Annotated in this window: 21 protein-coding genes; 4 read left to right on the top strand and 17 right to left on the bottom strand. The window is 34.6% G+C overall.

Annotated elements, in window-relative coordinates; translation table 11 throughout:
* Positions 1–65: 65 nt before the first annotated feature.
* From DFQ11_RS00630 to DFQ11_RS00710, 17 genes are all read right to left on the bottom strand, one after another.
* On the bottom strand, positions 66–1,451 hold the full coding sequence (locus tag DFQ11_RS00630; protein ID WP_110473711.1) for a phenylacetate--CoA ligase family protein: 1,386 nt from the start codon (positions 1,449–1,451) through the stop codon (positions 66–68).
* Positions 1,452–1,576: 125 nt separating this feature from the next.
* Positions 1,577–2,386: a glycosyltransferase gene (locus tag DFQ11_RS00635; RefSeq protein ID WP_110473712.1), complete on the bottom strand. Its 810-nt coding sequence runs from the start codon at positions 2,384–2,386 to the stop codon at positions 1,577–1,579.
* Positions 2,387–2,395: 9 nt separating this feature from the next.
* A complete protein-coding gene (locus DFQ11_RS00640; RefSeq protein ID WP_110473713.1) occupies positions 2,396–3,487 on the bottom strand; it encodes an EpsG family protein in 1,092 nt (363 codons plus the stop codon).
* 208 nt (positions 3,488–3,695) lie between these two features.
* The gene (locus DFQ11_RS00645) at positions 3,696–4,829 is read right to left on the bottom strand and encodes a glycosyltransferase (RefSeq protein WP_110473714.1); all 1,134 of its coding nucleotides are present in this window, start codon (positions 4,827–4,829) and stop codon (positions 3,696–3,698) included.
* A gap of 15 nt (positions 4,830–4,844) precedes the next feature.
* Complete coding sequence (locus DFQ11_RS00650; protein ID WP_110473715.1) at positions 4,845–5,807, bottom strand: ATP-grasp fold amidoligase family protein; 963 nt, start codon at positions 5,805–5,807, stop codon at positions 4,845–4,847.
* Positions 5,808–5,845: 38 nt separating this feature from the next.
* On the bottom strand, positions 5,846–6,907 hold the full coding sequence (locus DFQ11_RS00655; RefSeq protein ID WP_110473716.1) for a polysaccharide pyruvyl transferase family protein: 1,062 nt from the start codon (positions 6,905–6,907) through the stop codon (positions 5,846–5,848).
* A gap of 3 nt (positions 6,908–6,910) precedes the next feature.
* Entirely contained in the window at positions 6,911–7,903 is a 993-nt protein-coding gene (locus tag DFQ11_RS00660) for a glycosyltransferase family 2 protein (RefSeq protein WP_110473717.1), read from the bottom strand.
* Positions 7,903–9,429, bottom strand: a complete 1,527-nt coding sequence (locus tag DFQ11_RS00665; protein ID WP_110473718.1) for an oligosaccharide flippase family protein — start codon at positions 9,427–9,429, stop codon at positions 7,903–7,905. Before DFQ11_RS00665 ends, DFQ11_RS00660 begins: the two co-directional genes overlap by 1 nt.
* A 13-nt stretch (positions 9,430–9,442) precedes the next feature.
* A complete protein-coding gene (locus DFQ11_RS00670; RefSeq protein ID WP_110473719.1) occupies positions 9,443–10,441 on the bottom strand; it encodes an SDR family oxidoreductase in 999 nt (332 codons plus the stop codon).
* A 163-nt stretch (positions 10,442–10,604) separates the two neighbouring features.
* Positions 10,605–11,888: a nucleotide sugar dehydrogenase gene (locus tag DFQ11_RS00675; RefSeq protein WP_110473720.1), complete on the bottom strand. Its 1,284-nt coding sequence runs from the start codon at positions 11,886–11,888 to the stop codon at positions 10,605–10,607.
* A 264-nt stretch (positions 11,889–12,152) separates the two neighbouring features.
* The gene (cysQ, locus tag DFQ11_RS00680; RefSeq protein ID WP_146221485.1) at positions 12,153–13,139 is read right to left on the bottom strand and encodes a 3'(2'),5'-bisphosphate nucleotidase CysQ; all 987 of its coding nucleotides are present in this window, start codon (positions 13,137–13,139) and stop codon (positions 12,153–12,155) included.
* A gap of 1 nt (position 13,140) precedes the next feature.
* A complete protein-coding gene (locus tag DFQ11_RS00685; RefSeq protein ID WP_110473721.1) occupies positions 13,141–13,497 on the bottom strand; it encodes a four helix bundle protein in 357 nt (118 codons plus the stop codon).
* A 273-nt stretch (positions 13,498–13,770) separates the two neighbouring features.
* On the bottom strand, positions 13,771–15,027 hold the full coding sequence (locus DFQ11_RS00690; protein WP_110473722.1) for a sulfate adenylyltransferase subunit 1: 1,257 nt from the start codon (positions 15,025–15,027) through the stop codon (positions 13,771–13,773).
* A gap of 991 nt (positions 15,028–16,018) precedes the next feature.
* Positions 16,019–16,924, bottom strand: coding sequence for a sulfate adenylyltransferase subunit CysD (cysD, locus tag DFQ11_RS00695; RefSeq protein WP_110473723.1), 906 nt, complete (start codon positions 16,922–16,924; stop codon positions 16,019–16,021).
* A complete protein-coding gene (gene cysC, locus DFQ11_RS00700; RefSeq protein WP_110473724.1) occupies positions 16,921–17,520 on the bottom strand; it encodes an adenylyl-sulfate kinase in 600 nt (199 codons plus the stop codon). The genes cysD and cysC overlap by 4 nt, the downstream gene beginning before the upstream one ends.
* A gap of 17 nt (positions 17,521–17,537) precedes the next feature.
* A complete protein-coding gene (locus tag DFQ11_RS00705) occupies positions 17,538–17,957 on the bottom strand; it encodes a DUF2061 domain-containing protein (RefSeq protein WP_110473725.1) in 420 nt (139 codons plus the stop codon).
* Positions 17,958–18,953: 996 nt separating this feature from the next.
* The gene (locus DFQ11_RS00710) at positions 18,954–19,337 is read right to left on the bottom strand and encodes an HU family DNA-binding protein (RefSeq protein ID WP_110473726.1); all 384 of its coding nucleotides are present in this window, start codon (positions 19,335–19,337) and stop codon (positions 18,954–18,956) included.
* 699 nt (positions 19,338–20,036) lie between these two features.
* Here DFQ11_RS00710 and DFQ11_RS00715 point away from each other — a divergent pair.
* From DFQ11_RS00715 to DFQ11_RS00725, 4 genes are all read left to right on the top strand, one after another.
* Complete coding sequence (locus DFQ11_RS00715) at positions 20,037–23,624, top strand: T9SS type A sorting domain-containing protein (RefSeq protein ID WP_110473727.1); 3,588 nt, start codon at positions 20,037–20,039, stop codon at positions 23,622–23,624.
* 697 nt (positions 23,625–24,321) lie between these two features.
* Positions 24,322–24,486, top strand: a complete 165-nt coding sequence (locus tag DFQ11_RS15220; RefSeq protein WP_189342967.1) for a hypothetical protein — start codon at positions 24,322–24,324, stop codon at positions 24,484–24,486.
* 15 nt (positions 24,487–24,501) lie between these two features.
* Positions 24,502–25,638 (top strand): hypothetical protein, encoded by a 1,137-nt coding sequence (locus DFQ11_RS00720; protein WP_110473728.1) that lies wholly within the window; start codon positions 24,502–24,504, stop codon positions 25,636–25,638.
* 30 nt (positions 25,639–25,668) lie between these two features.
* The gene (locus DFQ11_RS00725) at positions 25,669–26,733 is read left to right on the top strand and encodes a nucleotidyltransferase family protein (RefSeq protein WP_110473729.1); all 1,065 of its coding nucleotides are present in this window, start codon (positions 25,669–25,671) and stop codon (positions 26,731–26,733) included.
* Positions 26,734–26,751: the final 18 nt, after the last annotated feature.

The following is a 26,751-nucleotide window of genomic DNA, read 5'->3' on the forward strand; positions in this document are numbered from 1 at the left end:
TAGTCGTGATTATTATTATTATTATTATTATTATTATTATTATTACTAAATGGACATTAGTTAAATTATGTATTAACTAGATGTTTAATATTATTTTTTACAATTCTAAATTTACCGCTCTTCTCTGTAGGTATATCATCCATATATCTTATGTTTAACCCCATTTTATCCCCTATTCTATCGCGCCAATTTTGGATAAACTTTTGTTCAATTTTATCATTAAAAATTTCCGAATCTACAACTACTAAAACATCAATCGTATTTATTTCATTTTGTACAGCTTGAAAACGTATAATACCTTTCGTATCTTTTAGAGTATTTGACACATTACCTAAGTTTATTTTACCATTTTCAGGTGAGTACACATAATCATCTACCCTCCCCAATATTTCTTTAACCATTGGGTTATTGTTGCCACAACCACATACTTTTGTTTCATCTTCAAGTGTTATAGAGTCGCCAATATCATATCTTATTAAAGGTGTTCCTTCCGTTGTGAAGGATGTAATTACAAGCCTTCCCGACTTAGTAGGTCTATCGTTTTTATCTAGCACTTCAAAGACACCACTCTGTAATTCTAAATGTAAGTTGCCATGCTTACATTCACAAATAAATGGAGCTCCCTCAGAAGAGGCATATTGGTTATACATTTTAGTTTTAAAAAATGTTTCAATAGCACTTCTCATAACAGGAGTTACGGATTCGGCAGTAGGAAAAACTGCCTTTACGGTATTTGCAGGAAACTCATGGCCATACTTTAAGCCATGTTTTGCTATTTCAAACATGGTTGAAGGAAAACCAGACAAAAACTCAGGTTGAAACTTTATTAAATCTTCTACATAGTATTTCAAATAGTCATCTTTAATATGAAATGTAGAATAATACCTCACATGATGTTTAATATCCGTTTTCCAGAAACGATTCCTTTTAAGGTCTCTACTCGTTAATAGGCTCTTTCCTGAAAACCATGCCGTCTTCTTGCCTAATTGATACCCCATTCTTCCCCTAAAATCATCAAGCATAGCAAAACGTTCTTGGTTATTATCAAGGGTAAAAAGCACCTCTAAAGATTTCCCTGTTGTACCTCCTGTTTTAAGGTGTATAGCATCTTTACCATCTATAGTTACAACATCGTCAATATTCTGACGTAACATTTCTTTAGAAATTATCGGTAGTTTCGCTATTTCACCTATTGAAGTAGGCATCTCAGCATCCTTATACAAATTCTGATAATACTTAGAATTTTCAATAGCATGTCCTAACAATTTTAAAAACCGCTCGTTTTGAATAGTTTTCAATTCGTCAAAAGATGCACTTCTTTTACTTAAAAAATGTTGCAGAAAGAAATTGTATTTCCCTCCATATCGTTTTCTGTATTGTATAATGTTATAACCTGTAACAAATAGATTTTGTACAGAATGAGGCATTAGTTTATAAACGCTTTCTTTCATTTAATTATTAGTTTTGAATCGAATAAAATAAAACAGTTTAGGAAAAAGTGGATTAATTCGTATCAAAAAATATGACTCAGGTAATTTATCATCAAATAATATAGCCGTTTTCATTATTTTACTTATTAAACATTTTTATTAATCCCCATTCTTTTCTTTCTTATTCGCTCCATCAGTATTCTCGGCACAAAAGCTTTCATAGCACCTAATGTAGCATAATATAGCGGGCTAGATGCATTAAGTCCTTTTAAAACTCTATACCTAATGACGGCTCCTTTAAATCTATTCTTAAATTTTCTTCTAGCAATTGCATCACGATCATCGCGCATCTTATATAAGGGTTCGTTTAAATTAAAACCTTTATAACCCGCTTTGTAAATCTTATACCACAAATAATAATCTTGACCTCGTTGCAATAGGTTACTAACAGTATATCCACCCACTGCTAACATAACGTCTGTCCTAATCATACAAGCCGCATGTGCAAAAGGAACAGCTGTTTTAAAATGATTCTTATTGGGCTTTTCAATTGCTTTACCAATTCCCCAATCTCCAGTCTTATCAAAGTGAATCATCGGACAACTTACCAAAGCAAAATCAGGATTGTTATCTAGGAATTCGATTTCTTTTTCAAAACGTGTTGGCAGCGAAATATCATCCCCATCCATTCTCGCGATATACTCGGTATCCACATATTCTAAACAATGGTTTAAGGTTGCCGCTAGTTTTAAGTTTTTTTCATTTCGGATTAAAACAATATTATCATATTTATCTGCGTAGTTTTTAGCTACTTTATAGGTATCATCAGTAGAAGCATCATCACATAGAATGATCTTAAACCCTTGATAGGTTTGGGCGTATAAAGAATCTAGTGCTTCTGGTAAAGTATCAGCACAATTATAAATACCCATCAAAACAGAAATTCGTGTTATCATATCAGTAATCTAAATATATTTCAGTACTACATTCAGCAAAAAAGTAAATCCAAAATAAACTAACAATATAAGGCCTATTTTTCTATGTTGAATAGGAATTAAAGGTTGTTTTAATAAGGGATAAATTATCACTAAGCCGATCATAAACCATGATAAGTAAGCAAAGCGATTAGAAAAGTTCGCTCGTATAACTAAAATCCAAAAGGCATTAGCAAACACATAGGTATTAAAAAGCCAAAAATAAATTTTATCATTAAATTTACGCTTCACAATATAAAACCAACCTGCAAATATGGCTGTGGAACTATACAGCAGGAAATCCCAACGAAATCCAGTTCTACTAAATCTACCTTCTCGGACCTCTTGTGTTAAATATTCCAATCTATCTTCATCGAAGCCAATTGTAGCAAAAAAGTTCTCAAAAAAACCACCACTCATTAAAGATAACACAATACAGAGCGTCCAAAAAGCAATCATCTGTTTTGGTCTATTATATACACGAGCTAACAAAAACCCCATAGTTGGTAATAACATTGTTTTATGAAAACTTATAGCTAAAACTATAAAAACTATTTGCCATAGTTTTTTCTCTCGTGAAACTCCTAGTAAAAATAATGAACCTGCTATACCATTTCTTATGCCATTGGTACCATAAGCCCAAAATTCGAATGAAACTATTAAAAACAAAAATCCATAAAACCAATGGCCCTTAAACCATTTTTTACAAACTAGATATAGAGGAATTATATATAAGGCTGCACATACCACAAAATAGGTATGAACAGACATTATTTGCGAACTAAATTTTGCGAAAACATGAAAAAAAACATCTTTTGTCGAGGTTATTGGATAACCATTAGCATAATTATTAAACATATAGCTATAGCCTACCATATCGCTAAAGACTACATGGACTGGGCGCAACCCCATATATAATAACACTAATACTAAAGTAACTACTCCAAAATTAGTGTTAAGTCTTAATACTTCAGGAGAATACATTTGTTGTGTTTGGGTATGCAAGAAAACCACAAGCACGACTATAAGCATCATATAGTGATAAAAGGCTGTATAGTGCTCTATAGGAATAAAATCAATCATATTATCACCATTAATTATTTACAATAGAAGTAAGCGCGCACATGCTCTTTTTCATATAGATTCAGATACTGTTATTACTTTAAACATTTTATTTTTCGTTTTACAACTCACACAAATATGCATAACCCAATACATTTTCCGTATATTTAATAGTCGGCATAGTGTATTAAAGTTTTAAATCAAATTTAAATAAGAGCATTCTCCTTGACTAACCATTCAAGATTCGGTCAATTAATTTTTCTACGTCTAATACACCTTTTTCTGTAGAAAAGTATTTGGCCCGCTCTTTTGCTTTTATAGAATAACTAGTGATTAAATCTCTTTCTAAAATCATCTTTTTTAATCCTCTGTATAAGCTTTCTTCGTTGTTATCGACTATGATGCCGTATTCATTTTCTTCCCCTACTATCTCACTCATCCCCGCACAATCCGTTGTAATAACAGGTACTCCTAATATAATACTCTCTACTACGACAGAACTAAATCCTTCAGAGTAAGATGAACAAACAAAGAGATCACTATTGACAATATATTTATAAGGGTTGGATTGGAACCCCAGGAGGCTTATAGAGTTTTCTAATTGATGCTTCTTAATGTACTGTTCTAACAAACTTCTTTGCTCTCCTTCTCCTACTATGGAAAGATTTACCTTAATGTCGTAGTCCCGTAATTTTTTAATTACCTTGATTAACCTCTCGTAACCTTTTACTGCCGTTAGTTTCCCTACGGTAATTAAGTTTAAAATCTTATTATCAGCCTCCCCTATTATGACATCTGAATGATTTAATGGTTCTTTACTTTTTTCAACAATACCTTTGACGTCAAAAGTATTATAAATAACATGTAAGTTTTCATTAATTCCTGAAACAGCCTTGAATGATTCTTCTACACTTTTACTCACAGAAACAATAGCATTATAAGATTTAAAACAAGCTACTATTTGTTTTTGATTTGAAAAACTCTTTATAAACGGAGAGTTTTGCATATTAGCATGCAAATAGGCAATTGTATTTTGAGAAGCTGGTGCATTTGCAACAATTTTTGTTAACACACCATGTAGGTAAACTATAATTACATCAAAAGTACCATAGGCCACTTTCTTATAGATATAATTAGATGGTAATAAATGTAAATAATTTAATCCTTTAAAACTTTTCTTAAATATATATTCATAATTTATCGTATTGGATAAAAAGCGTTTATTTTCACCCTCGTTAACTAAGGTTCTTAAAGTTATATTATACTTGTTATAATCCATATGATTAACGAGATTCACTAATACCTTTTCTGCGCCACCACCGCCTAAATTATTAATTAAGAATAGAATATTTTTTTTTGACATCTTATAAGTCTAAAACTAGGCATTAATTTTATGGTATAGCTCCATGTTATGATTTGGTTCAGGTAATGTTAAATATGAACCAAATAGATTTTCATATTTGTCAGTTTCTGGAACAATAGGTTTAATACCTCCAACAGGAAAAAATGTTAATTCTCCTAATAAGATTTTACCATTATAGTTATAAAAATCAACACGTACATAAGGAAATTCTTGACTAAGTTCCTCTGCTATTTGAAGCATTTCATTATATTGATCCGGTTTAGGAACAAAGTGGTCGGCTTGCACATAAGAGTCATACATAATACCTAGTCTGTTCCAATCGAGATCATAGAAATCCATATATTTTATATTGTCTTTAACACTATTAACTTGAATTGTTTTTGGTTTACCATTATAACATATAAACTTGTAGTCGTTTAAAGGATGTTCATCAATAAACTTTTCGATTAATATTTTGGGCTTTAAATTTTTGTAATTCCATTCTCTCCCAAAAACATAAAGATTCAATTTCATCCATTGTTTGAAGATTTTCTTTTGGTCAACCCAATCGACTTTTGTTTTATCTTTACAAATAAAATTCCAACCACTTCCATGTGTTGCTTTAACTACAAAGGAATCTGGTAATGATTCCAAATCGATATTGTCAATTTCATCTGCCGTATGATACACTCCCAAAACTTCATTCAAGAGGTGTTCATAACCAAATTTTTCTAAAAATATTTTGACGTCATATTTATCTGAACAAATTGGCATATTTTCATTGCGATAAAATAATTTAAGCCATTGTAATTTTTCAGAAATTGTTTTAGGATTTTTTAAGTCGATCTCCTTTCCATATCGTTTTTTATAATCAATTTTAATATATTGATAATCACTCTTTTGAGCCAACGACAGTTTTTCTCTTAAAACTCTAATTTTATAGAACAATAGAGTCCCTAAGTCTGTTTTCAATAATTTTTTCTTGATGGATTGTTTCATTGCATAATTATTTTACAAATAATTTAACCATAGTCGGTTTAACTTTTAGCCAATTGATCTTTTAGTGGTAAATACTCATTTGTGATATTCACTAATTCTCCAAGACTAAAACTTGATTTTTCAAAAAATCTTTTTATATCTGTTTCTGAGTAGTTTTTCAGTAAGTTGACATTCTTATTCCCTTTTATCCAATCATAGGTTTCTCTTACTTTATGATTGTTATTTTGAAAGACCAAACAAGGCGTGTTGGTTATATAGCAAAAAATCATACCATGCAAACGGTCTGTAATAACTAGCTCTGCTCCTCTAAAGGTATCCCAAATTTTGTGTAGCTCCTGCTCTCGATCTTTAATACTCAATTTGTCCTGATTAATATGAGTATCATAGTAAGTCACCATTTCAAATCTGTTTTTGATTTGATTTTGAATAAATTTGGTCTGTTCATCCGATAAGTTTTTCTCCTTGTCTTGTCGCATACAGATTACCGCCCCCTTTCTTTCTTTAATTGGTTGCTGTTTGTCAAGACTTAATACAATATCTGGCGTTAATAAAACAGTGGTATTCGTAAAATGCTTTTTCATCATCTCAAACGAGGTCTTTTCTCTTGCCACAAAAAACAAATTAGAATGATTATTATACACTTTCTTGGCTACTCTTAGCGCTTTTTGACCATTCGGCGTATCTGCAAAGTCAAACGTTTGTGGAAATGAGATAAACTTATTGTTTGGAAAAAACTCGACGGCAAGTTGTCTAATAAATTCGATTTGGTCATACATATCCCCTAAATTACCTCCACCAACTGTGGTCACAATGTCACCTTTTTGAATATTTTTCTTCACAAACTGAAGCCCTTCTAAACTTTGACTAATAGGGATTTCAATGACATCAAAATCTTCACCCAAATTATCCTTTAAGAACTTTGTTTGTGCATATGTAATAGCCACATCCCCTAGGTTGCCATAATCTGCCGCTAAAAAAATATAGGCATATTTCTTATCATTATCTATTTTGGTATTTCTGAAATAATCAAGTGACTTAAATTGTTGTAAAAACAATCTAATTCTATATTTTGTTCTAAAACTAATTAATTTCTTAATCATATTTTATTTTTTTAGTTGTGCTAAAATAGCAAGCAAGAAGGCTTGTTCATATTTTATCAATACTTTGAACACTTTATCTTTTAAAGTTTTGGGCGCAAAGTTATTAATTACTTCTTTGGTAAATGGATGTTGGATCATTTCTTTTATATGCTCTTTTTTTTCATAGAATGATAAACTGTTTTTAAAATAGAACATATTATGCAAACAATATCTAATTCCGCCAATATGACTAGCAGCTACTATACTGTCCTGATTACTAAAGGCCCATTCATTAAACAAAGCTTGCAACACTCTATTTCTTCTTAATTTTAATTCAAAAGAATCTGAATGGTATTGTTTAATTAATGTTGCACTTGGTCTATTTAGGTAATGATAAAATGCTTCGTTAATAAAGCGTAATTTATCTAGCTTATGATATAGCTGTGCATTAAAAAGAATATCTTCTATTAAGGAGGTTCCTTTTTCAAATACGAAATGATTAGCAATTAAAAAAGACCTTCTATAAACCTTATTCCATGCGTAGCCCATTAGTCCTAAAATGTTTGGTCCCAATTCTTTATTTTCATCTAACTTTTGGATAACATTAGTATTAGGCAGAATTACGTGAGAAGCAGTCAGGTTGCCATCTACATCTTCATCATCCTGTATATAGCCAAAGATTACAAGATTTAGATTTTCCTCTTCTAAAACACAAATTGACTTTTCTAATAAACTCGATTCAATCCAATCATCGCTATCCATAAAATAAACAAACTCACCGTTTGCTCTTTCTAATCCGTAATTCCTTGCATCAGAGAGTCCGCCATTAGTTTTTTCGTAGATATGAATTCTTGAATCTTGGAAGGTTTCAGCGATTGCTTTGCTATTATCAGGCGAGCCATCAATAACAACCAATAGCTCAAAGTCAGCATAAGTTTGCTCTAAAACAGATTGAATGCTTTTAGCAATGTATTTTTCTACATTGTAGCAAGGAAGAATGATGGATACTTTAGGCATTAGTACATTTTATTTCTAACAAAGTTAAGTATATAAGATTTTTCTCTTTTAGTTATACCAACGATATAAATTACACTTACTGAAATAATTAGACATAAAATTGAGAACAAAATTAAACTATACCAATTCTGAATTGAAAGAAACACTTTCTCTCTAATTAAATACAAAAGTCCAATAGTAATAACACTCACCCAAATTAATTTCAGATATATTTGGATTAATACTTTCGAATAATTAAAGTGTAAATATCTATGAGAAATAACCAAACGAAATAAAAACAATAATATATTAATAGCAACCTTTGCTATAATTACATAAATTGGAGAATAATTAAAATACAATAAAAGATAAGCAATAGGTAGGTTCATAAATAAAATTAACGCAACTCCTAATTGGTATTTTTTAATTTTTCCTGTCGCATTTATAGATGACCAAAATGGGCCTGCTAATGCGTCTACTAAAGAAAAGAGCACTATTAATTGTGTAAATTCAACTGCGAAATCTGGAACGATTTTCAACCATAAAGTTAAAATGTACTCAGTATTTAATAAAATTGGAACAGCCAATATTAATAGTAAATAATAAGAAAATTTAGAAGCTTGAAAAAGCAAATTTTTATGCTCTTCTATATTACCAGAAGCATATGTTTTCACTATTTGTGGATTGAAGGCGATTTGAAAATTGGAAACAAAGCCATAGATAGCTGTATTAACTTGTGATGCAATCCCCATGGTTGCATTAATTGTAACACCAAGAAAAATATTTAATATGAATGATACACCTTGGTTTGAACCGATTAATGCCATATGTCCAAAGAGACTCCATCCAGAAAAACTAATTAATTCTTTAAAAAGGGTTTTATCTTTTATGAATTTATATTTACACGACTCAAACAAGCGTCTACAAAAGAACCGGTAGGCTAGGAATATAATTACCGAAACTGCAAAAACTAAAATTGAATATAAAATCAACTTATCATAAAAAAACAGAACAAGTAGAAATACTATAACTAATTTTAATATTACTTCAATAATACTTATCCATGCATAAAAAGACATTTTCTCATAAGCAATGACACTCGCATTATAAGGCACTTTGAGAACACTAAAGCAAAATGACAACAGCGAAAACTGATAGACAACATTTGCCGCATACATTCTTTCTGCTGGTATATTCAACTTATAATTTAAAAACCATAACCCAACAGTTTCAGATAAAAATAAGATTACCCCAATTATCAAGAAATGGGCATTCATACTCACACTAAAAACACGTTGTACAGCTTTAGTTGAATTTTTAGCCATCTCAAAGTTCAAGAACCTCTGCGTCGCTGCAGTCATTCCTGAATTAATAAAAGAGAACAAAACAACGATTCCTCCAACTAAATTATAAATACCAAAATCCTCTACTCCCAAAGTGTTTAAAACAACACGAGAAGTATATAAAGAAACGACCATGGTAATGGCCATTCTTATATATAAGAAGAAAGTATTTTTAGCAATTCTTTGATTGGAGGTGGTTTTCAATCGACTTAATCTTTTATTTTAAATTTTCCCAATACCATTGCACGGCTTCCTCAATTCCTTTATCTATGGCATGAGAAGGGGTATAATTTAATAATTTTTTCGCTTTTTCTACAGAGGCTAAGGAGTGTGGAATATCTCCTTTACGATTTGGTCCATGAACGATATTGACCTCAGCTATTTTAGAGTCGTACTTTGATAGATGTTTTTTTAGTAAGTCGGTTAACTGTACTAATGTCGTACGATCTCCAACTGCCGTATTATACACCTGGTTTAAAGCCTCTTTATTCTCTGTGGTAATGGCACGTAAATTCATTTGCACCACATTATCGATATAGGTGAAGTCACGAGAATAAGTTCCATCTCCGTTTATCACTGGGCTTTCATGATTCATAAATTGCTTTACGAATAATGGAATCACTGCCGCATAGGCTCCATTAGGATCTTGACGTCTTCCAAAAACATTAAAATAACGCAAGCCTATGGTGTTTAATCCGTAAGTCGCATAAAAATTATCTGCGTATAATTCGTTGACATATTTTGTAATCGCATAAGGAGATAAAGGTTTCCCAATAGTTTCTTCTATCTTTGGTAAGGCTTCATGGTCACCGTAAGTTGATGAACTAGCTGCATACACAAAACGGGTTACTTCAGCGTCACGAGCTGCTACTAACATATTTAAAAAACCACCAACATTAACATCATTAGAGGTAATTGGATCTGCAATAGAACGTGGTACTGAACCTAAAGCCGCTTGGTGTAAGATGAAATCTTGACCAGCAAAGGCTTTGTGACAGGTATCTAAATCACGGATATCACCTTCTATAAGGGTAAAATTTTCGTTACTTAGAAAAGGGGCTATATTGTATCTGTGTCCTGTAGCGAAATTGTCTAGGCAGGTTACTTTAGCGTTTAAGCTAAGTAGTGCTTCGCAGAGGTTAGAGCCTATAAATCCGGCTCCTCCGGTTACTAGTATATTTTTATTTTCTAAAACTTTAAATTCTTCTAAATTCATGTTTTTTAATTCTATTTTATGTGTTCATTTTTTTACTCACCACCTTGTCTATTGTAATTTAGGTGTTTGTGAATCTTCGATTTCATTGCTGAAAAAACGAACCAAAAAAAATCTAGGCTGATTTTAGTAAGCTTGAAAACTACGTAAAATATTTGTTACGCCACTAAAGCCTACCTTCTGACTGATCTAAAACCCCCTTAACGTCGTAAACAATTCCATTTACTGCTTTTAGACTATCGAAATCTTCTGTTAGGAATTCATTATGTGCCACCGCTAAAACCACAGCTTCGAATTGACCTTCTGGTTTTGTTTTAACCGTTTTAAGTTTGTATTCCTGCTCAACTTCTTCTGGTGATGCTAATGGGTCGTAAATCGTGACGTTGATTCCGTAGCTTTCTAACTCATGAACCACATCTACTACCTTGGTATTTCTAACATCAGGACAATTTTCCTTGAAAGTAACTCCTAACATTAAAACATTAGCCCCTTTAACTTTAATATCATTGGTCAACATTAATTTCACCACTTGAGACGCCACATACTCTCCCATGGAATCATTCATACGACGACCTGCTAATATAATCTCAGGGTGGTACCCTACTTCTTGGGCCTTTTGTGCTAAATAATAAGGATCGACACCAATACAATGCCCTCCTACTAAACCGGGTTTAAATGGTAAGAAGTTCCACTTGGTCGCTGCGGCTTCTAAAACGTCATTGGTATTTATATCGAGACGGTTAAAAATCTTTGCCAACTCGTTGACAAAGGCAATATTAATATCACGCTGTGAATTTTCGATCACTTTTGCGGCTTCAGCCACTTTAATATTTGGAGCTAGATGAGTCCCTGCCGTAATCACACTTTTATAAAGGGTATCTACTTTTTGTCCCGTCTCTAGCGTTGACCCAGATGTCACTTTTAGTATCTTTTCTACTGTATGCTCTTTATCACCTGGATTAATTCGTTCTGGTGAATAGCCTGCAAAAAAGTCCGTATTATAAACTAATCCCGATACTTGTTCTAAAATAGGAATACATTCTTCTTCCGTAGCACCTGGGTATACCGTTGACTCGTAAACCACAATATCTCCTTTTTTGAGCACTTTCCCTACAGTTTCACTTGCTTTATGAAGTGGTATTAAATCTGGCCTGTTATTTTTGTCAACCGGCGTTGGAACCGTAATGATATAATATGTACAATCTGCAATTAACTCTAAATCCGTTGTACAATACAATCCATTCGCTTCATCTTGCAAAAGAATTTCTGGTTCATTAACCGAAACTGCCTTTAATATTTCATTTTCAACCTCTAGAGTGCTATCTATACCATTTTGTAATTCATTGACTCGTGATTGATTAATATCAAACCCTATAACAGGGTACTTTGTTGCAAATAATCTTGCTAACGGTAACCCAACGTACCCTAAACCAATAATGGCTATTTTCATAGTTTATTATATATGTCTGTTATTTTCTTTTTAATTCTCTTCTCACTTATCCTAACAAATGCCACTGCATCGGCGCTGAGACATTTGTATTTTAGTATAAACAAGAAAAAAATCTATATGAATTACAGCATTCGATATAGATTAAATCTCGGCAAAGATATTCTAAATTTAAAGAGTAACAAGGGATTATGTTCTCATTTTGGACTGCGATGCCATGGTCCTTAACGCATTCCTAAAAGTCTTAAAAAATGAATGACCCCTCGATTATCTCACCACAAACCAGTTGTTTAGAAGCTGTTCCCTATTATACAACATGGGCTTTTTAGTAACCCAATCCATGACCTGAAAACCCGCCTGCTCGCAAATAGCTTGTCCTGCAGCCGTGTCCCACTCCATAGTCGGCGCAAACCGTGGGTAACAGTCGGCTTGGCCTTCAGCAACCATACAGAGTTTTAAGGAGCTGCCTTTAGAAATTGTGGTGACTGCACCATGTTGCTTCTCGAGCTCGCCAATATAATCTTCTGTTTCCTTAGATAAGTGCGATTTACTTGCTACGACTGTGAATTCGTTTTTTTGTAAATCCGTTGATTCGTTTAGTGGGAGTTTTTCTGCATTTTCGGTTAATTTTTTTATGCATGTAAATTCGTTAATGTCTTTCACTTTGTAAGATCCCAAATCCTTACTCGCAAAGTAGAGCTCTTTAAGAACAGGAACATAAATTACCCCAAGAATCGGAATTTGGTTTTCTACCAAAGCTATGTTCACAGTAAATTCACCATTTTTCTTTATGAATTCTTTAGTACCATCAATAGGATCTACAATCCATAAAGTATTCCATGTACTTCGAATCTCATAGGGTAAATGTTTTCCCTCCTCAGAGAGTATAGGAATATTGGTTTCGCTCAGATAAGAAATGATAACGTGATGTGCCGCTATATCAGCCTTTGTAAGTGGTGAGTTATCACCTTTTAGCTCAACGTCAAATTCGTTAGAATAGTAGATGTCTAGGATGGCTTTTCCGGCTTCTAGGGCAGCGGTGATGGCGGTTTTTAGGTGAGGCGGTGAATCGGTGAGGCGGGGAGGCGGGGAATCGGTGAGGCGGGGAGACCGTGAGGCAGTGAGACTGTGAGGCGGGGAATCGGTGGAGCGGTGAGTTGGTGAGTTGGTGAGACTGTGATTCGGGGAATCGGGGAATCGGTGATTCGGGGAATCGGTGGAGCGGTGGGACGGTTGGTTGTTCTTTTTTTTCATATTACTGACTTAATTTTTTATTTAAGGCTTGCTTTAAACGGTATAGCATTTTTCTGATAGTGATAATACTATTTTGTAATGCCTCGCTAAACGTTATATACCCTATACGTTCTGCAATCACTAACTGTGTTTCTATTTCTGACAATGATCCTGATGCTATATTTAAAAACCGAATAAAGTCTTTGGTAGAACCCCTACTTGAACCTTCTGCAATATTTGAGGGCAATGACACAGCTGCCCTTCTCAATTGTGAGGTCAATCCAAAATCTTCAGACGCAGGAAATTCCTTCGTTAAGGCATAAATTTGCTCCACTAGATCTAAACTTAATTTATAAACCTCTAAATCTTTATGAGTCATGACTAAAATTTTAAAATTCCTATTTAAAGATCCACCATCTCACCAAATCACTACATCCCTGCATCACCGTATCTCCACCTCACCACTTCACCACTATCACCGCATCACCATCTCACCGCATCCCTGCATCACTACAACCCCACGTCACCACTTCACCATTTCACCACATCACCACTATCACCGCATCCCTGCATCCCTGCATCCCTGCATCACCACCTCACCATCTCACCGCTATCACCGCTATCACCGCATCACCACTTCACCATTTCCCCCTCAAATAATCATCCCTGCACCAATAGTCTCGTTCGTCTGCTCGTCTATTAAAATTATACTCCCCGTTTGTCGATTTCTTTTATAACTATCGTAAAACACAGGCTTAGCCGTTCTTAGCGATACCCGTGCTATATCATTCATCTCAACTTGGTTGATATTTTCAATACGATGTAAGGTATTTATATCTATTTTATATTTAATCTCTTTAATCATAGCCACACATTCATTTGTTGTATGTTTAATTAACACTTTACTTCTAGCTTGCACTGGCTTATTACTCATCCAAGTAACTAACACTTCTAAATCTTGTCCAATTTCAGGAACATTATTTTCACGCACAATCATATCTCCGCGACTATTATCTAAATCATCCTCTAGAGTCATGGTTACCGACATAGGTGAAAAAGCTTCTTGAATAGGCTCACCATTAAGCTCAATACTCTTAATCGTGGATACAAATCCAGATGGCAATGATTTAACCCTATCACCAGGTTTAAACACACCTCCATCAATGCGCCCTGCAAAACCTCTATAATCTTGATGTTCTAAGGTGTGTGGTCTAATCACAGACTGCACAGGAAAACGACAGTCTACTAAATTATTATCGCTAGAAATATGAACAGTTTCTAAATGATAGAGAAGTGTACTTCCTTGATACCAATCCATATGAGTAGAACGGTTCACAATATTATCACCCTGTAAGGCCGAGATAGGTATAAACTGGATGTCATTAATACTGAGTTTAGATGCAAAAGTCTTAAAGTCGGTTACAATTTGATTGTAAACAGCCTCTTCATAATCCACTAAGTCCATTTTATTGACACAGACTATAGCATGCGGAATACGCAATAAGGAAGCGATAAAGGCATGACGGTGGGTTTGTTCCAATAATCCTTTTCGCGCATCTATGAGAATAATGGCTAAGTTAGCCGTTGATGCCCCAGTAACCATATTACGGGTATATTGAATATGCCCAGGTGAATCAGCGATAATAAATTTGCGTTTTGGCGTGGAGAAATAACGGTAAGCCACGTCAATCGTAATTCCTTGTTCGCGTTCTGACTTTAGGCCATCTGTTAGCAAGGACAAGTCTACATAATCGTAACCTTTGGTTTTACTCGATTTCTCAACAGCATCTAATTGATCTTGAAAAATTGATTTAGAATCATATAATAACCGCCCTATTAAAGTACTTTTCCCATCATCTACACTTCCCGCTGTAGTGAATCTCAATAGTTCTATGTTTTGATGTTTCATTATTTTATATTTTAGGCTTTAGGCTTACAGCTTTATTTCTTAGTTTTTTACTTAGACTGTGTAATTTTCGTTTTATTTGGTTGATTTCTGTGGTTAATCCTTCATAAGTATTGGTATTGATATAATGTTCATATTTCAATAACACCCCTAATGAGCTACGCTCGGTAATTTCAAAGTAAAGTATATTTTACTTTTCATTAAGCTCAAGGGGACATTCCTTAGATGGATGTTTATATTACAATTTTCTTATGTTTTATTTAAGCTATAAATTTAATATTCCTATTTTATAACACCCCTAAAGTCCCCTCGAGGGGACATTCCTCACGTTTATTATTCATATTACACCTCATATCTTTAATCATAGACAAAGCCAATGTAAATGTTTTTTTGACACCCCTAATGAGCTATGCTCGGTAATTTCTAATCAAAATATGTTTTACTTTTCATTAAGCCCAAGGGGACATTCCTCACAGTTATCATTCGTATTTCTAGTTAAACCTTAAATACACCCCTAAAGTCCCCTCCAGGGGACATTCCTCAGCTTGATGTTTATGTTACAATTTTCTTATGTTTTATTTAAGCTATAAATTTAATGTTCCTATTTTAATAACACCCCTAAAGTCCCCTCGAGGGGACATTCCTCACGTTTATTATTCTTATTACACCTCAATCTTTAATCATAGACAAAGCCAATGTAAATGTTTTTTGACACCCCTAATGAGCTACACTCGGTAATTACAAATCAAAATATATTTTACTTTTCATTAACCTCAAGGGGACATGCCTCACGTTTATCATTCGTATTTCTAATTAAACATTAAATACACCCCTAAAGTCCCCTCGAGGGGACATGCCTCTCAGTTATCATTCGTATTTCTAGTTAAACTTTGAAAACACCCCTAATGAGCTACGCTTGATAGTTTTTAATTAGAAGGTGTTTTGTTTCTCATTAGACCCAAAGGGATATTCTTTAGATGGGCAGGTCATATTACTAGAAATAGCCTTGTTTCTTACGGTCTTCCATGGCCGTTTCAGCACGTTTATCATCGGCACGACCCCCACGTTCCGTTGTTCTTGTGGTTGCAATTTCCTCTATAATTTTATCTACCGTATCGGCTTTCGATTCTACCGCACCTGTTATTGGCATATCGCCACAAGTTCGGTAGCGAATGGTCATGTTTTTTACCTCCTCATTGGCTTTGAGCTTTAAAAATGTTGAATGTGCCAAAATCACATTATCTCTAATTATGCAGTCGCGTTGGTGCGAAAAGTATAACGAAGGCAACTGAATATTCTCTAATTTAATATATTCCCAAACATCTAATTCGGTCCAGTTAGAAATAGGAAATACTCTAAAGTGTTCTCCATAATTCTTCCTACCGTTGAACAGGTTCCACAATTCTGGTCTTTGATTTTTAGGATCCCACTGCCCAAACTCATCACGATGAGAAAAAAAACGCTCTTTAGCTCGTGCTTTTTCTTCGTCTCGTCTTGCTCCACCCATAGCGGCATCAATCTTATAAGCTTCTAGCGTATCTAAAAGGGAAACAATTTGCAGTGAGTTACGCGAGGCGTCTGCTCCAGTTTCCTCAATAACACGACCTTTATCAATGGCCTCTTGCACAGATCCCACAATCAACTGCACTCCTAATTCATGAACCAACTGATCCCTAAAAGCTATAGTTTCAGGAAAATTATGTCCAGTATCAATATGAATTAAAGGAAATGGAATTTTTGCTGGGTAGAATGCTTTTTTCGCTAAATGCGTCAATAAAATTGAATCTTTACCTCCAGAGAATAGTAAAGCTGGCGTTTCAAATTGAGCAGCAACTTCACGTATAACAAAAATAGCTTCTGCCTCTAGGGCTTTTAAATGATTAATGACGTAATTACTCATAGGTTATACTTTAATTTTTCTAGAATAAAATCTAATATCTTTTTTACCGAAACATCAACAGACTGATTATCGGTAACAATTTCCAAATCGGCTGATAAGGGCGCTTCATAAGGGGCTGATATCCCTGTCATATTTTCAATTTCACCAGCTCGTGCTTTTTTGTATAAACCCTTCACATCCCGCCGTTCACATTCCTCTAAGGAGGTATTGACATAAATTTCAAACACTTCGTTCTTACCCACTATAGTTTTAATCTTATCACGATCTTCTCTATAAGGCGATACAAAAGCCGCTAAGGTTAATATTCCCGCATCTATCATTAAACGAGCAACTTCAGCTATACGCCTAATGTTTTCAGCTCTGTCCTCTGGCGCAAAACTAAGATCTTTATTAATACCTTGCCTTATATTATCACCATCCAAACAGTAGGTGGAGATCCCTCGCTTATAAAGCTCTTGCTCTACCAAGTTTGCCAAGGTCGACTTTCCAGAGCCAGATAACCCCGTAAACCACAGTAAAAAAGAGCGATGACCATGACGTTTTTCCCTGTCCAATTTTGTTATTCTATAGGCCTGTTGCCGTGTGTGTGAACTCATGATGTGATTAACTATTTTTACGATTGAAGTCGTCGTTCTTTAATTCTTTTGTCAAGACCAAAATTAATACGATACCACAATTTCTCATGCACAAAATACAATAGCATTTTCGTAAAGACCTCGGCCGTTCCAATTTTCAGACCAGTTAAGGGGCTTCCTGTCACCAGCCAACCGAGCAGTATGGTATCTAAAGTCCCAATGCATCGCCATGAGAATGTTTTAAATATATGTCTTTTGTTTGCCGACTTTATTTTCGTTCGATACCAAAACCTTTCGTGCATATAGTACAAAAACGATTTGGTCGCCAACTCAAATCCACCTATCTGCAGCCCTATCCATAGGTCTCCAGACAGCAACCATGACAAAAGCATAGTATCTAGAGTACCTACAAGTCTCCAAGTAAGCGTTTTGGCCGCATGACGTTTACTAAATTTCAAAATTTATGCTTATGATTATTTCCTAATATTTATTGTCACCCTCCCAGTTTAAGACTCAAAAATCTTTTCCGAGCTAAACTCTTTCCCTTTTTCTTTATTGAGGTAACCTCACTTTAAGCGAACACAAGCCTTCTTTATACCATCGCACTCCGATATATAAGATGTGTGTTTTAAATTCCCGAAAATACTTATTTACACAATAATATTAAATCATTTGATACTATTTAGTCACTATCTCTTAGAATTTATGCTGGAATCACTTAAAATAAAAGTCAACAAGAGACATTCCTAAAAACTAGACCACACTTACAACTGATGGGCTGCACTAAAATACGAATTGAAATTAACTTTAAGGCAGCATTCTAATTTTAAAGCCGTTTTAAAGTGACCAGAATCCTCGACCTCCTAAACCCCCATTTTACTAGTCGCGATTGGCCCTTATTCTTAAAGTTTAGTCCATGAGCAAAATCTACGCGACTTTAAGCTAAACGCACCCTGAAACCGCAATAATAGTCGCACCTAACGAGCGACCGCCAGAACCTGCAGGGAAATCTTTGCTTCTATTCAAACAAAACCTCATTTTAAGCCTCAAAAAGAAGGTGATTTCAAAATCACTTCATTATATTTGTAAAATAATCATTTGATTTGAGTGTGTAAGAACACTCAAGACCTTATTAAATTTAGCCTAAAAACGGGGTTCTAGCTGTGTTTTAGGCTTTTTTTACGCCGTTTTTCAAGCATTTAAATGCCCGATACAACCGTAAATCGAATAGGATTTGAAGAATTCAAGACTAATTCGTGTTAAACAACATCAAAAACCACATGGGTTTAGTTCATCAGCAGCTTTAAAATGAAACATACGGAACAACAGTCTCTTTGTTGAGCATCTTCCACTCTCTTTACCCGTATAAATACCACCACATTTAATCATAAAAAAAAGGTCCTGAGTGGTAAGAACACTCAAGACCTTATTAAATTTAGGTGAAAAACGGGGTTCTAGCTCGCTTTCTTAAAAGTTAAATCACCTAATAAATTACGCAGGCGTTTACCTGGTCTAAAAAGAATTCGTGCCTTTGTAATTAAGGAGGCATTGACTTCTTCTTCCGTATCACGCCCTTCCGAACTGACACTCACTTGAAAATTACCGAGTCGGCCTAACTTTACAATCCGTCCCTGCTTTAGCGAAACCAATATGTTTCGTTCTAAAGAGAGCAGAACGGCATGGCAGTCGGACTCGGTTACCGTACTTTCGTACGAGATTTGCTCCGCGAGCACTTCTAAATCTACTTCGCCATCTGCTATCGCAGCAGCGTAGTACTTCTCAGGCAATGTGACATCCTGAGGGTTCCGTCTGGCTTGCGCCTTGAATTTTACACTCATTGCATGTGTGTTTTAATTAATAAATAAATGTTCGACTTAGTACACCTAAGCGCCTAACTGTCAGATACAAAGATTATAAATTTATTCTATAATTCCCTTATGACTTATTAACAAAAACCAAACATAACTACATTGCGCATGTTGATTCAACTCTACCGAAATAGTGTCAATATCAAATAAATAAGGCTAATTAACATTATAAACCTAAAGCATTTCTTGTTATTTACAGTAAATTTATAACACACTAATAAACCCTCTATGTTAATAAGTCCTAAATGATCATCGAGCAGCGACTGCTTTTACTGTCCTCATATTGAAATTTACCGTAAGTACGTTTTATCTCAACTATAAAAATAGAATTGATGCTGATGAGATAAATAAAGTAGGTCATTAGCCAAATAACAACCGTCACCTTCCTTGATTTATCCACCCAATTAACGATTCGAACAAACTATAAAACTGGTTATTCTTAGCGCATCAATTTTGAAGGAAAAGTTCGCCACACCCCCATCCTTTTTTAAACCAACTCTTTTCAACCAAGATAATAAGCGTTTCATCTAAGATATTATAACGTAAGCTTTTAAATAAGTAGTTTCGCAAACTATGGGACATAATAAATCGCTTTATTTGATTATAAAGCCCCTAATTGTGGCCTAACAAACCCAAATAAAAAATTTTTAATTATAGAAAATTACACTCATGAAAAAACATTACATCTTATATGTTTTACTAGCCTTTTTCTCATTAGGTTTTAGTCAATCTCCGATCGTCACGATAGACCGCCATAATATTGTAGGTCCTACCGCTACTGGAAATGACCCGGCAATAAGCTCTAGCGGTTTTGTAAGAGGTGCCGGTGTACAATTAGCTGGTAATCCAGACCAAAATTTTATTACAAATGGATGGCAGTCGACAAGTTTAGCAGATGCCGTATTAGGTAATGAATATATCGAATGGTCTACAACTGCTAGTGTCTCGAACAGCATTAACATCAGTAGAATTGATGGAAAATTCAGAGCCACAGCAAATGGCCCGGCTAATTATCAAATATTTTATAGCTTAGATAATTTCGCAACACCTGGAATACCAGTTTCAGGAGTAGAGACCAGTCCTAACCCGGCAGATGTAAGAAATTTTACAGGTTTGAATATTACTTCAGGCACTGGGGGAACGATTACCTTTAGACTCTATGCGTGGAACGCACCTAATCAATTTGGTTATTTTATAATCGCTGGTCAGAATTCATGGGCACAATATGGCATTGCTAAACCTGGTTTAAGAATGCGAGGAACGATAGCATCTACAGTAGTATTTAGCGCTGAGTCAAATATTGTGGCCTCAAGTTTCGATCCATATGACAATATCGATAACTATACAACATATCCGCGATCAACTGGATTAACCGTGGGGAGTTCTTTAAAAATCGGTGAATTTACAATTCAAGATGGTGGTGATGATTTAACAGACGCTGATAACGCTAGTACGATTTTAACTGACTTAGATTTTGAAATCACAAATAGCAGCAACTTAAAAACTATTGCTATTTTTGATGGTAGTACTCGAATAGCAGAAGCAGCAGTCACTTCGAATACAGTTAGCTTTTCTGGTTTATCAGGGCTTGAAGCTCCTGATAATGGATCAAAGATCTTTGAAATTCGAACTACTTTTAATAGTGCAGTAACGGACAAGGAACAATTTCAGCTTAAAATTACTAAAGCTGTAGCTAACCCGTTACTAGGATCTGTTTTTGAAGCTTTTGATGCCGGAGCAGCTCAAACACCTATAGTTGGTGATGATAACAGAATCAATGTTATTGCTGACCGTTTTATATTTGGCCAACAACCAACGGACACTAACCAATTTGATATTATGACACCGTTTCCAACAGTTATTGCTGTGGATGTAAATGGTAATCGTGATTATGATTATAACGACACTATTGGCATATTAGCTAATGGTTCAAACATTACACCAAATCCAAACAATTACCCAATTACTAATGGTTTGGCCGTTTTAGATAATATTACTTTATCGAACAAGAGTTCGTCAGTAAAATTAGTGGTACTAGACCCATTCTTTGTCATGAGCACATCGTTTAGTGTCCACGGCCCTTCACTAACTTTAGCTCAACAAGATTTTGATGGCAGCACACCAAACTGGCCTTACAGCACAGACGTCACTACATTTGACAATGGCTGGGGAACTGATGGCTATTACGGTGTGATAGACAGCAATATAGCTACGCCTTTAAATCATTCATCATTCTCAGGAAATATTTTCGGAGAAAATGATATTAATGATGAAGGTAATGGTACTACAGGGTTTGCTACGCTAACTTTAGAACCTGTCAGTATTAGCGACTTTACTAATGTTAGAGTTTCTTTTGATTGGAATGTACATGGTTATTCAAATAGTGCTGGTGTTGTTCAATACCGATTGCTATATGATGGAGTTGCTCAACCATGGATTAGAATCGTTGAAGGTGGTGTTCCTGCTGCTACAACTACTGGAACGGAAAACGTCACAATTCCTGACACGGTAAATAGCATCTCTTTACAAATTCGATTAAGAAACAGAAATGACGTCAATGGTTATACTGGTTTTGACAATTTTAAACTCGTAGGTGCATTTGATGGCATGATTTATATGGATGATGGACAAACTGCAGGATGGATAGGTGGTACTCCAGATTCGACTACAGGAAATGAAAACGCCTATGTGATGAGCGGCACCTATATAGCTGCCATGGAAGACCCTGAAGAAGAACAAATTAAATTAAAAAACTTTTTTATTAAAGAAGGCGCTAAAACATCAATTCCTCCTTCACAATCTATTATTGCAAACGCTACTGTAATTAATAACGGAACTTTGGAACTAAATTCTACCGCGTCGACATTTTCTAGCTTGATAGGTAATGAGGTCATAGGTGAGGTGATTTACAATCGACACGTGAACCAGTTTGCAGATTCAGGTTCGTCTAGTGGACATAATGATTTGGTTTCTGCTCCTGTGACCAGTCCGAACCAAACTTTCGCTGTACTACGCGCCACAAACTCTAATATTCCATCAGGGACTATCCAAGGTGTTCCATCATTCTTATTTGGTCCTTTTGACCAAAACACGAATGAATATATCAACTATACAGCAACTAATGATCCTGATGTCGTTGAAGCTGGTATTGGTTATAGAACGGCATCTACTGCACCTACAGGTTCACCTTTTAAATTTGTAGGAAATGTGATTACCGGATCTTTGTCAGTACCTATTACTGTAGGTTCAAGCACTAAGTTTAACCTTATCGGTAACCCTTATCCGTCATATATAAATATGGGAGCATTTATTGATGCTAACCTTGGGGAATTCAGCCCTACAAGCGCAGGGATCTATGCTTATACAGGCGATGTTGAAGATCCAACCCTCGGATTTAAGGTATATAACAAAGCCTTCACAGATGCAAATCCTGAAGCTTTAGTAGCACCTGGCCAAGGATTCTTCGTTAATTCTAAAGTGGGCGGTGGCACGATTAATTTCACTCCTGAAATGCGATCAGCAGGAACTTCAGGTGACTTTATTGTTGGACGCTCAGCGGAGTCAACGGAGTCAGCGAATTTAACCCTAGCCCTTTCTAGTAATGATAGAAACTATAAAACGGACATCTATTTTAATTCTAATGCCTCTTTAGGTTTAGATCCTGGATATGATTCTGAGATGTTCGAATCCAACGCTCCAAATTTTGCTTTGTATTCACAATTAGTAGAAGACAATTCAGGTAAAAATATGGTTGTACAAACCGTTCATTATTCGGATTTACAAGAGGTAACGATTCCGTTAGGGGTTCATATTGCTCAAGGTGAGCAAGCAACCATTAGCCTACATGAACATTTTGTTCCAGAAGGAACGATGATCACTCTATACGATAACTTGAACAATACCTATACTGACTTAATTGAAGGTGACTATACGTTTACGGCATCGTCAACCTTATCTGGTACTGGTCGTTTCTATTTACAAATGTCTCAAGTAGGATTAGGATTAAATGATAATATCATGAATGATCTACAAATTTACACGAACGCTCATCCAAAAGCGATTGTAGTAAAAGGTCAGTTAGAAACTCAAACAACGTTTAAATTATATGACATCCAAGGTCGTATGGTGAATTCACAGGTTTTAAGTTCAAAATCTAATGAGCACCAGATTGATGTATCACATATTTCTGCTGGTATCTATGTAGTAGAATTAAACAACACTTCTGGTAGTAGAACTCAAAAAGTTATTATTAAATAATTTGAGAATACTTTTATATTTATCAAAAGCGCACTTTTTCAAAGTGCGCTTTTTTTATACCATAACATCAAGTAAGGCTTACAATATTTAACTGAATGAATACCCCTAATAAAACTCCTTAGTAAAACTCAAAGACTATATTTCCAACAAGGCAAAATGCTCTACCACTCAAGTCTTATTGATCATAATAAAATAAGGATCATCCCTTTATCATTAGTGACCAAGAGCCTGCTCCTTAACCATAAGCTTTCATAGACAACCTATCATTCCACTCCCACATCGTTGATAGCTTACACTTAAAGAATTCTTATATACTATTCTAATAACATTTGTATTATTTATCTTGTTAAAACTAAAACCTTTCATACTCCTGCGAATTTTAAGTGATAATACAATTAGTTTATAAAAATTATATCTATTGAAATTCTCTTTTCAATAAAAATCTATTATATTGTACCCTAATTCATACAGATATAAGGATTTATATGCTTAATTTTCTTATATTTGCAAGTTGAAAAAAGTATATAATATCATATTATTTTAAATATGTAGATTTAATCAAGATTAAGTTGTGCTTAGGCAGTACACTTAAACTAAAAACTCTACTGTTTATAGATTAACTTGAGGGTATACGTTTTCTTATTATATATTTGAATTTTAGCTATACAATTAAATAACATAATTTAGGGCAACAGCCATGAAGAAAGACAATAACTCAGATAAAATCACTCGTCAAGACGCCATAAAAAAAATGGGGAAATATGCGGCCATTACCGCTCTAGGAACTTTTGTGATTTTAAATCCTCTTAAAGCTCAACAGTTTTCAGTGCCACAAGATCCTGGCGGTAACCCATTCGATTAATTTTTATAATTAATTTTGAATCATAATTTAGCACCTGCTTTTCAGAAGTATTTTGGTGACTATTGGGTGATGTGGTACGCCATATCCAATAGTTACTCTATTATTACACCTGAATTTAAGGTGCTTTTAGATGCCTATATTAAGTCTAAATCATTATCAGAGTTCTCTAAGACTTTATCAGACGACCTTAGCGCTTCAGAATATACCCACATCTCTGAAACGTTATTAAATTATCTCCAGGCTAGCAATTCAGTCAATGCCTCACCTCCAGTTGATACTATCAAAATCGACCATTCTCAAAGGCGAATTTCAAAGCAATATACTTTTGAGGAAAAGACCATTGAAGTCTATTATAGTTCGGAATTAGTCCAAAAAATAGTACATCCACAAATAGCGCAGTACTATTCTAATACGGAGGCTTTGATTCATACCACTATAGATACCTATCTTAAAAATGATGTACTACATCTTTTCATAGACGACGAATTGATTACCAAAGTCCCCAAAAGAGACTATCATTATATTCAAGGTAAGTTTATCATGCATTTGTTCTGCATTTTACATGATAAACGAGAAAAAGATTGGTTAGGCACCTTACACGGTTCTACCCTAACAGACGGCAAAAATGCTTTACTTTTTGCAGGACAATCAGGCAAAGGAAAGAGCACTTTATGCGCCTTATTAACAGCCCACGGCTTTGATTTATTGGCGGATGATGTGTCTCCTATACTATCTGAAGACCAGCATATTTATTACAATCCAGCAGCCATCTCCATTAAATCTGGCGCTTTCGAATTGTTAAAAACCGAAGTTCCTAACTTTGAAGAATTGCCAGTCATCAGTTTCACACGAAGTAAAGGGGATTTAAAGTACCTCCCTTGTAAAAAGCCCAAGAGAAATCATTATCCCTGTCGCGCCATTATATTAGTCAATTATAAAGCCAAAGCAGAAACCACCTTAGAACGCATTTCCATTAAACAAGTTCTTGAAACGATTATTGAAGATTCATGGTTGTCACCCACCCCTAAACATGCCCAACAGTTTTTAGATTGGCTAGAAACCTTAGATCTGTATCAATTGACGTATAGCGATACGGCAAGTGTGCACTCGGAAGTGACCAAGCTATTTCAGCACTATCACCTTGGTCTATAAAAGTGTATATTCGACTTTTATTTTATTTCTATGGAAAACTATGCTATAACATACCGATATATAGCTGATATTTTAAGTTTTGAAACAGCTCATGATGAGCTGAAAGCCACATTAAGTGACCCTGCTTTTGATTGGGATGCTATAGTCATTCATGGAAGTAGGCATTTAGTATTACCAGCTCTCTATTGTAGATTAAAGTCTAAAAAACTTCTTCACCTTCTACCACCCGACCTGATCGTTTATTTAGAAGAAATTACCGCATTAAATAGAACTAGGAATACGACTATAATAAATGAAATACATCAACTCGTTGATTTGTTTGATAAACATGAGATCGATTATATTTTTTTAAAAGGTGCTGCGCTATTAGTGTTCGGATGTTTCGAAGATATTGCAGAGCGCATGGTAGGTGATATTGATCTTTTAATTCCAAAGGAGCAAATTTCTATAGCCCACCACTTACTTTGCAATAATGGTTATTACCCCAATGAACAGACCTTAGAAGATGAATATTTTGACACTAGACACCTTCCGAGGCTTAAATCGAACCAGTTTATTGCTGCCGTAGAATTGCACAGCAAACTATTTGATTTATACAACTTTGAGCCCTTATTACCGAAATCTATTTTTAAAGAGAAAATAATTGTACAAAATATAAATATTCCCTCCCATCAACATTTACTAATGCACAATATACTTAGTTTTCAAATTAACGATGATGGGACTTGGTATAATAGTATAAGTTTTAGAGCAGCTTACGACACCATAATACTACAGCGTAACTATCTGGATTCAACATATTGGTACAAGGACAAATATTTTAAAAGCTATTTTAGTAATACGAGTATCTTCTTTAAAGATATCACTAAAAAAACTCAAATCGAGCCCAATATATTTTCGAAGTTTTATATATTCACACTTAAACATCCTAGGTTTAACAAATTTTGGTTTAGAATTTTAAAAATTCTTAATTACATACCAACAATAATATCTAGAACTTTACTATTTATGTCCAATAAAAGTTATAGAATGGCTTCATTTCAAAGGAGAAAACAGCTTTATAACCGCATTAAATCTATTTTAAAAAATTTGTAAGGATTTATCATTATTTAT

Origin of the sequence: Winogradskyella epiphytica (assembly GCF_003217215.1) — a bacterium.
Taxonomy (GTDB): Bacteria; Bacteroidota; Bacteroidia; order Flavobacteriales; family Flavobacteriaceae; genus Winogradskyella; species Winogradskyella epiphytica.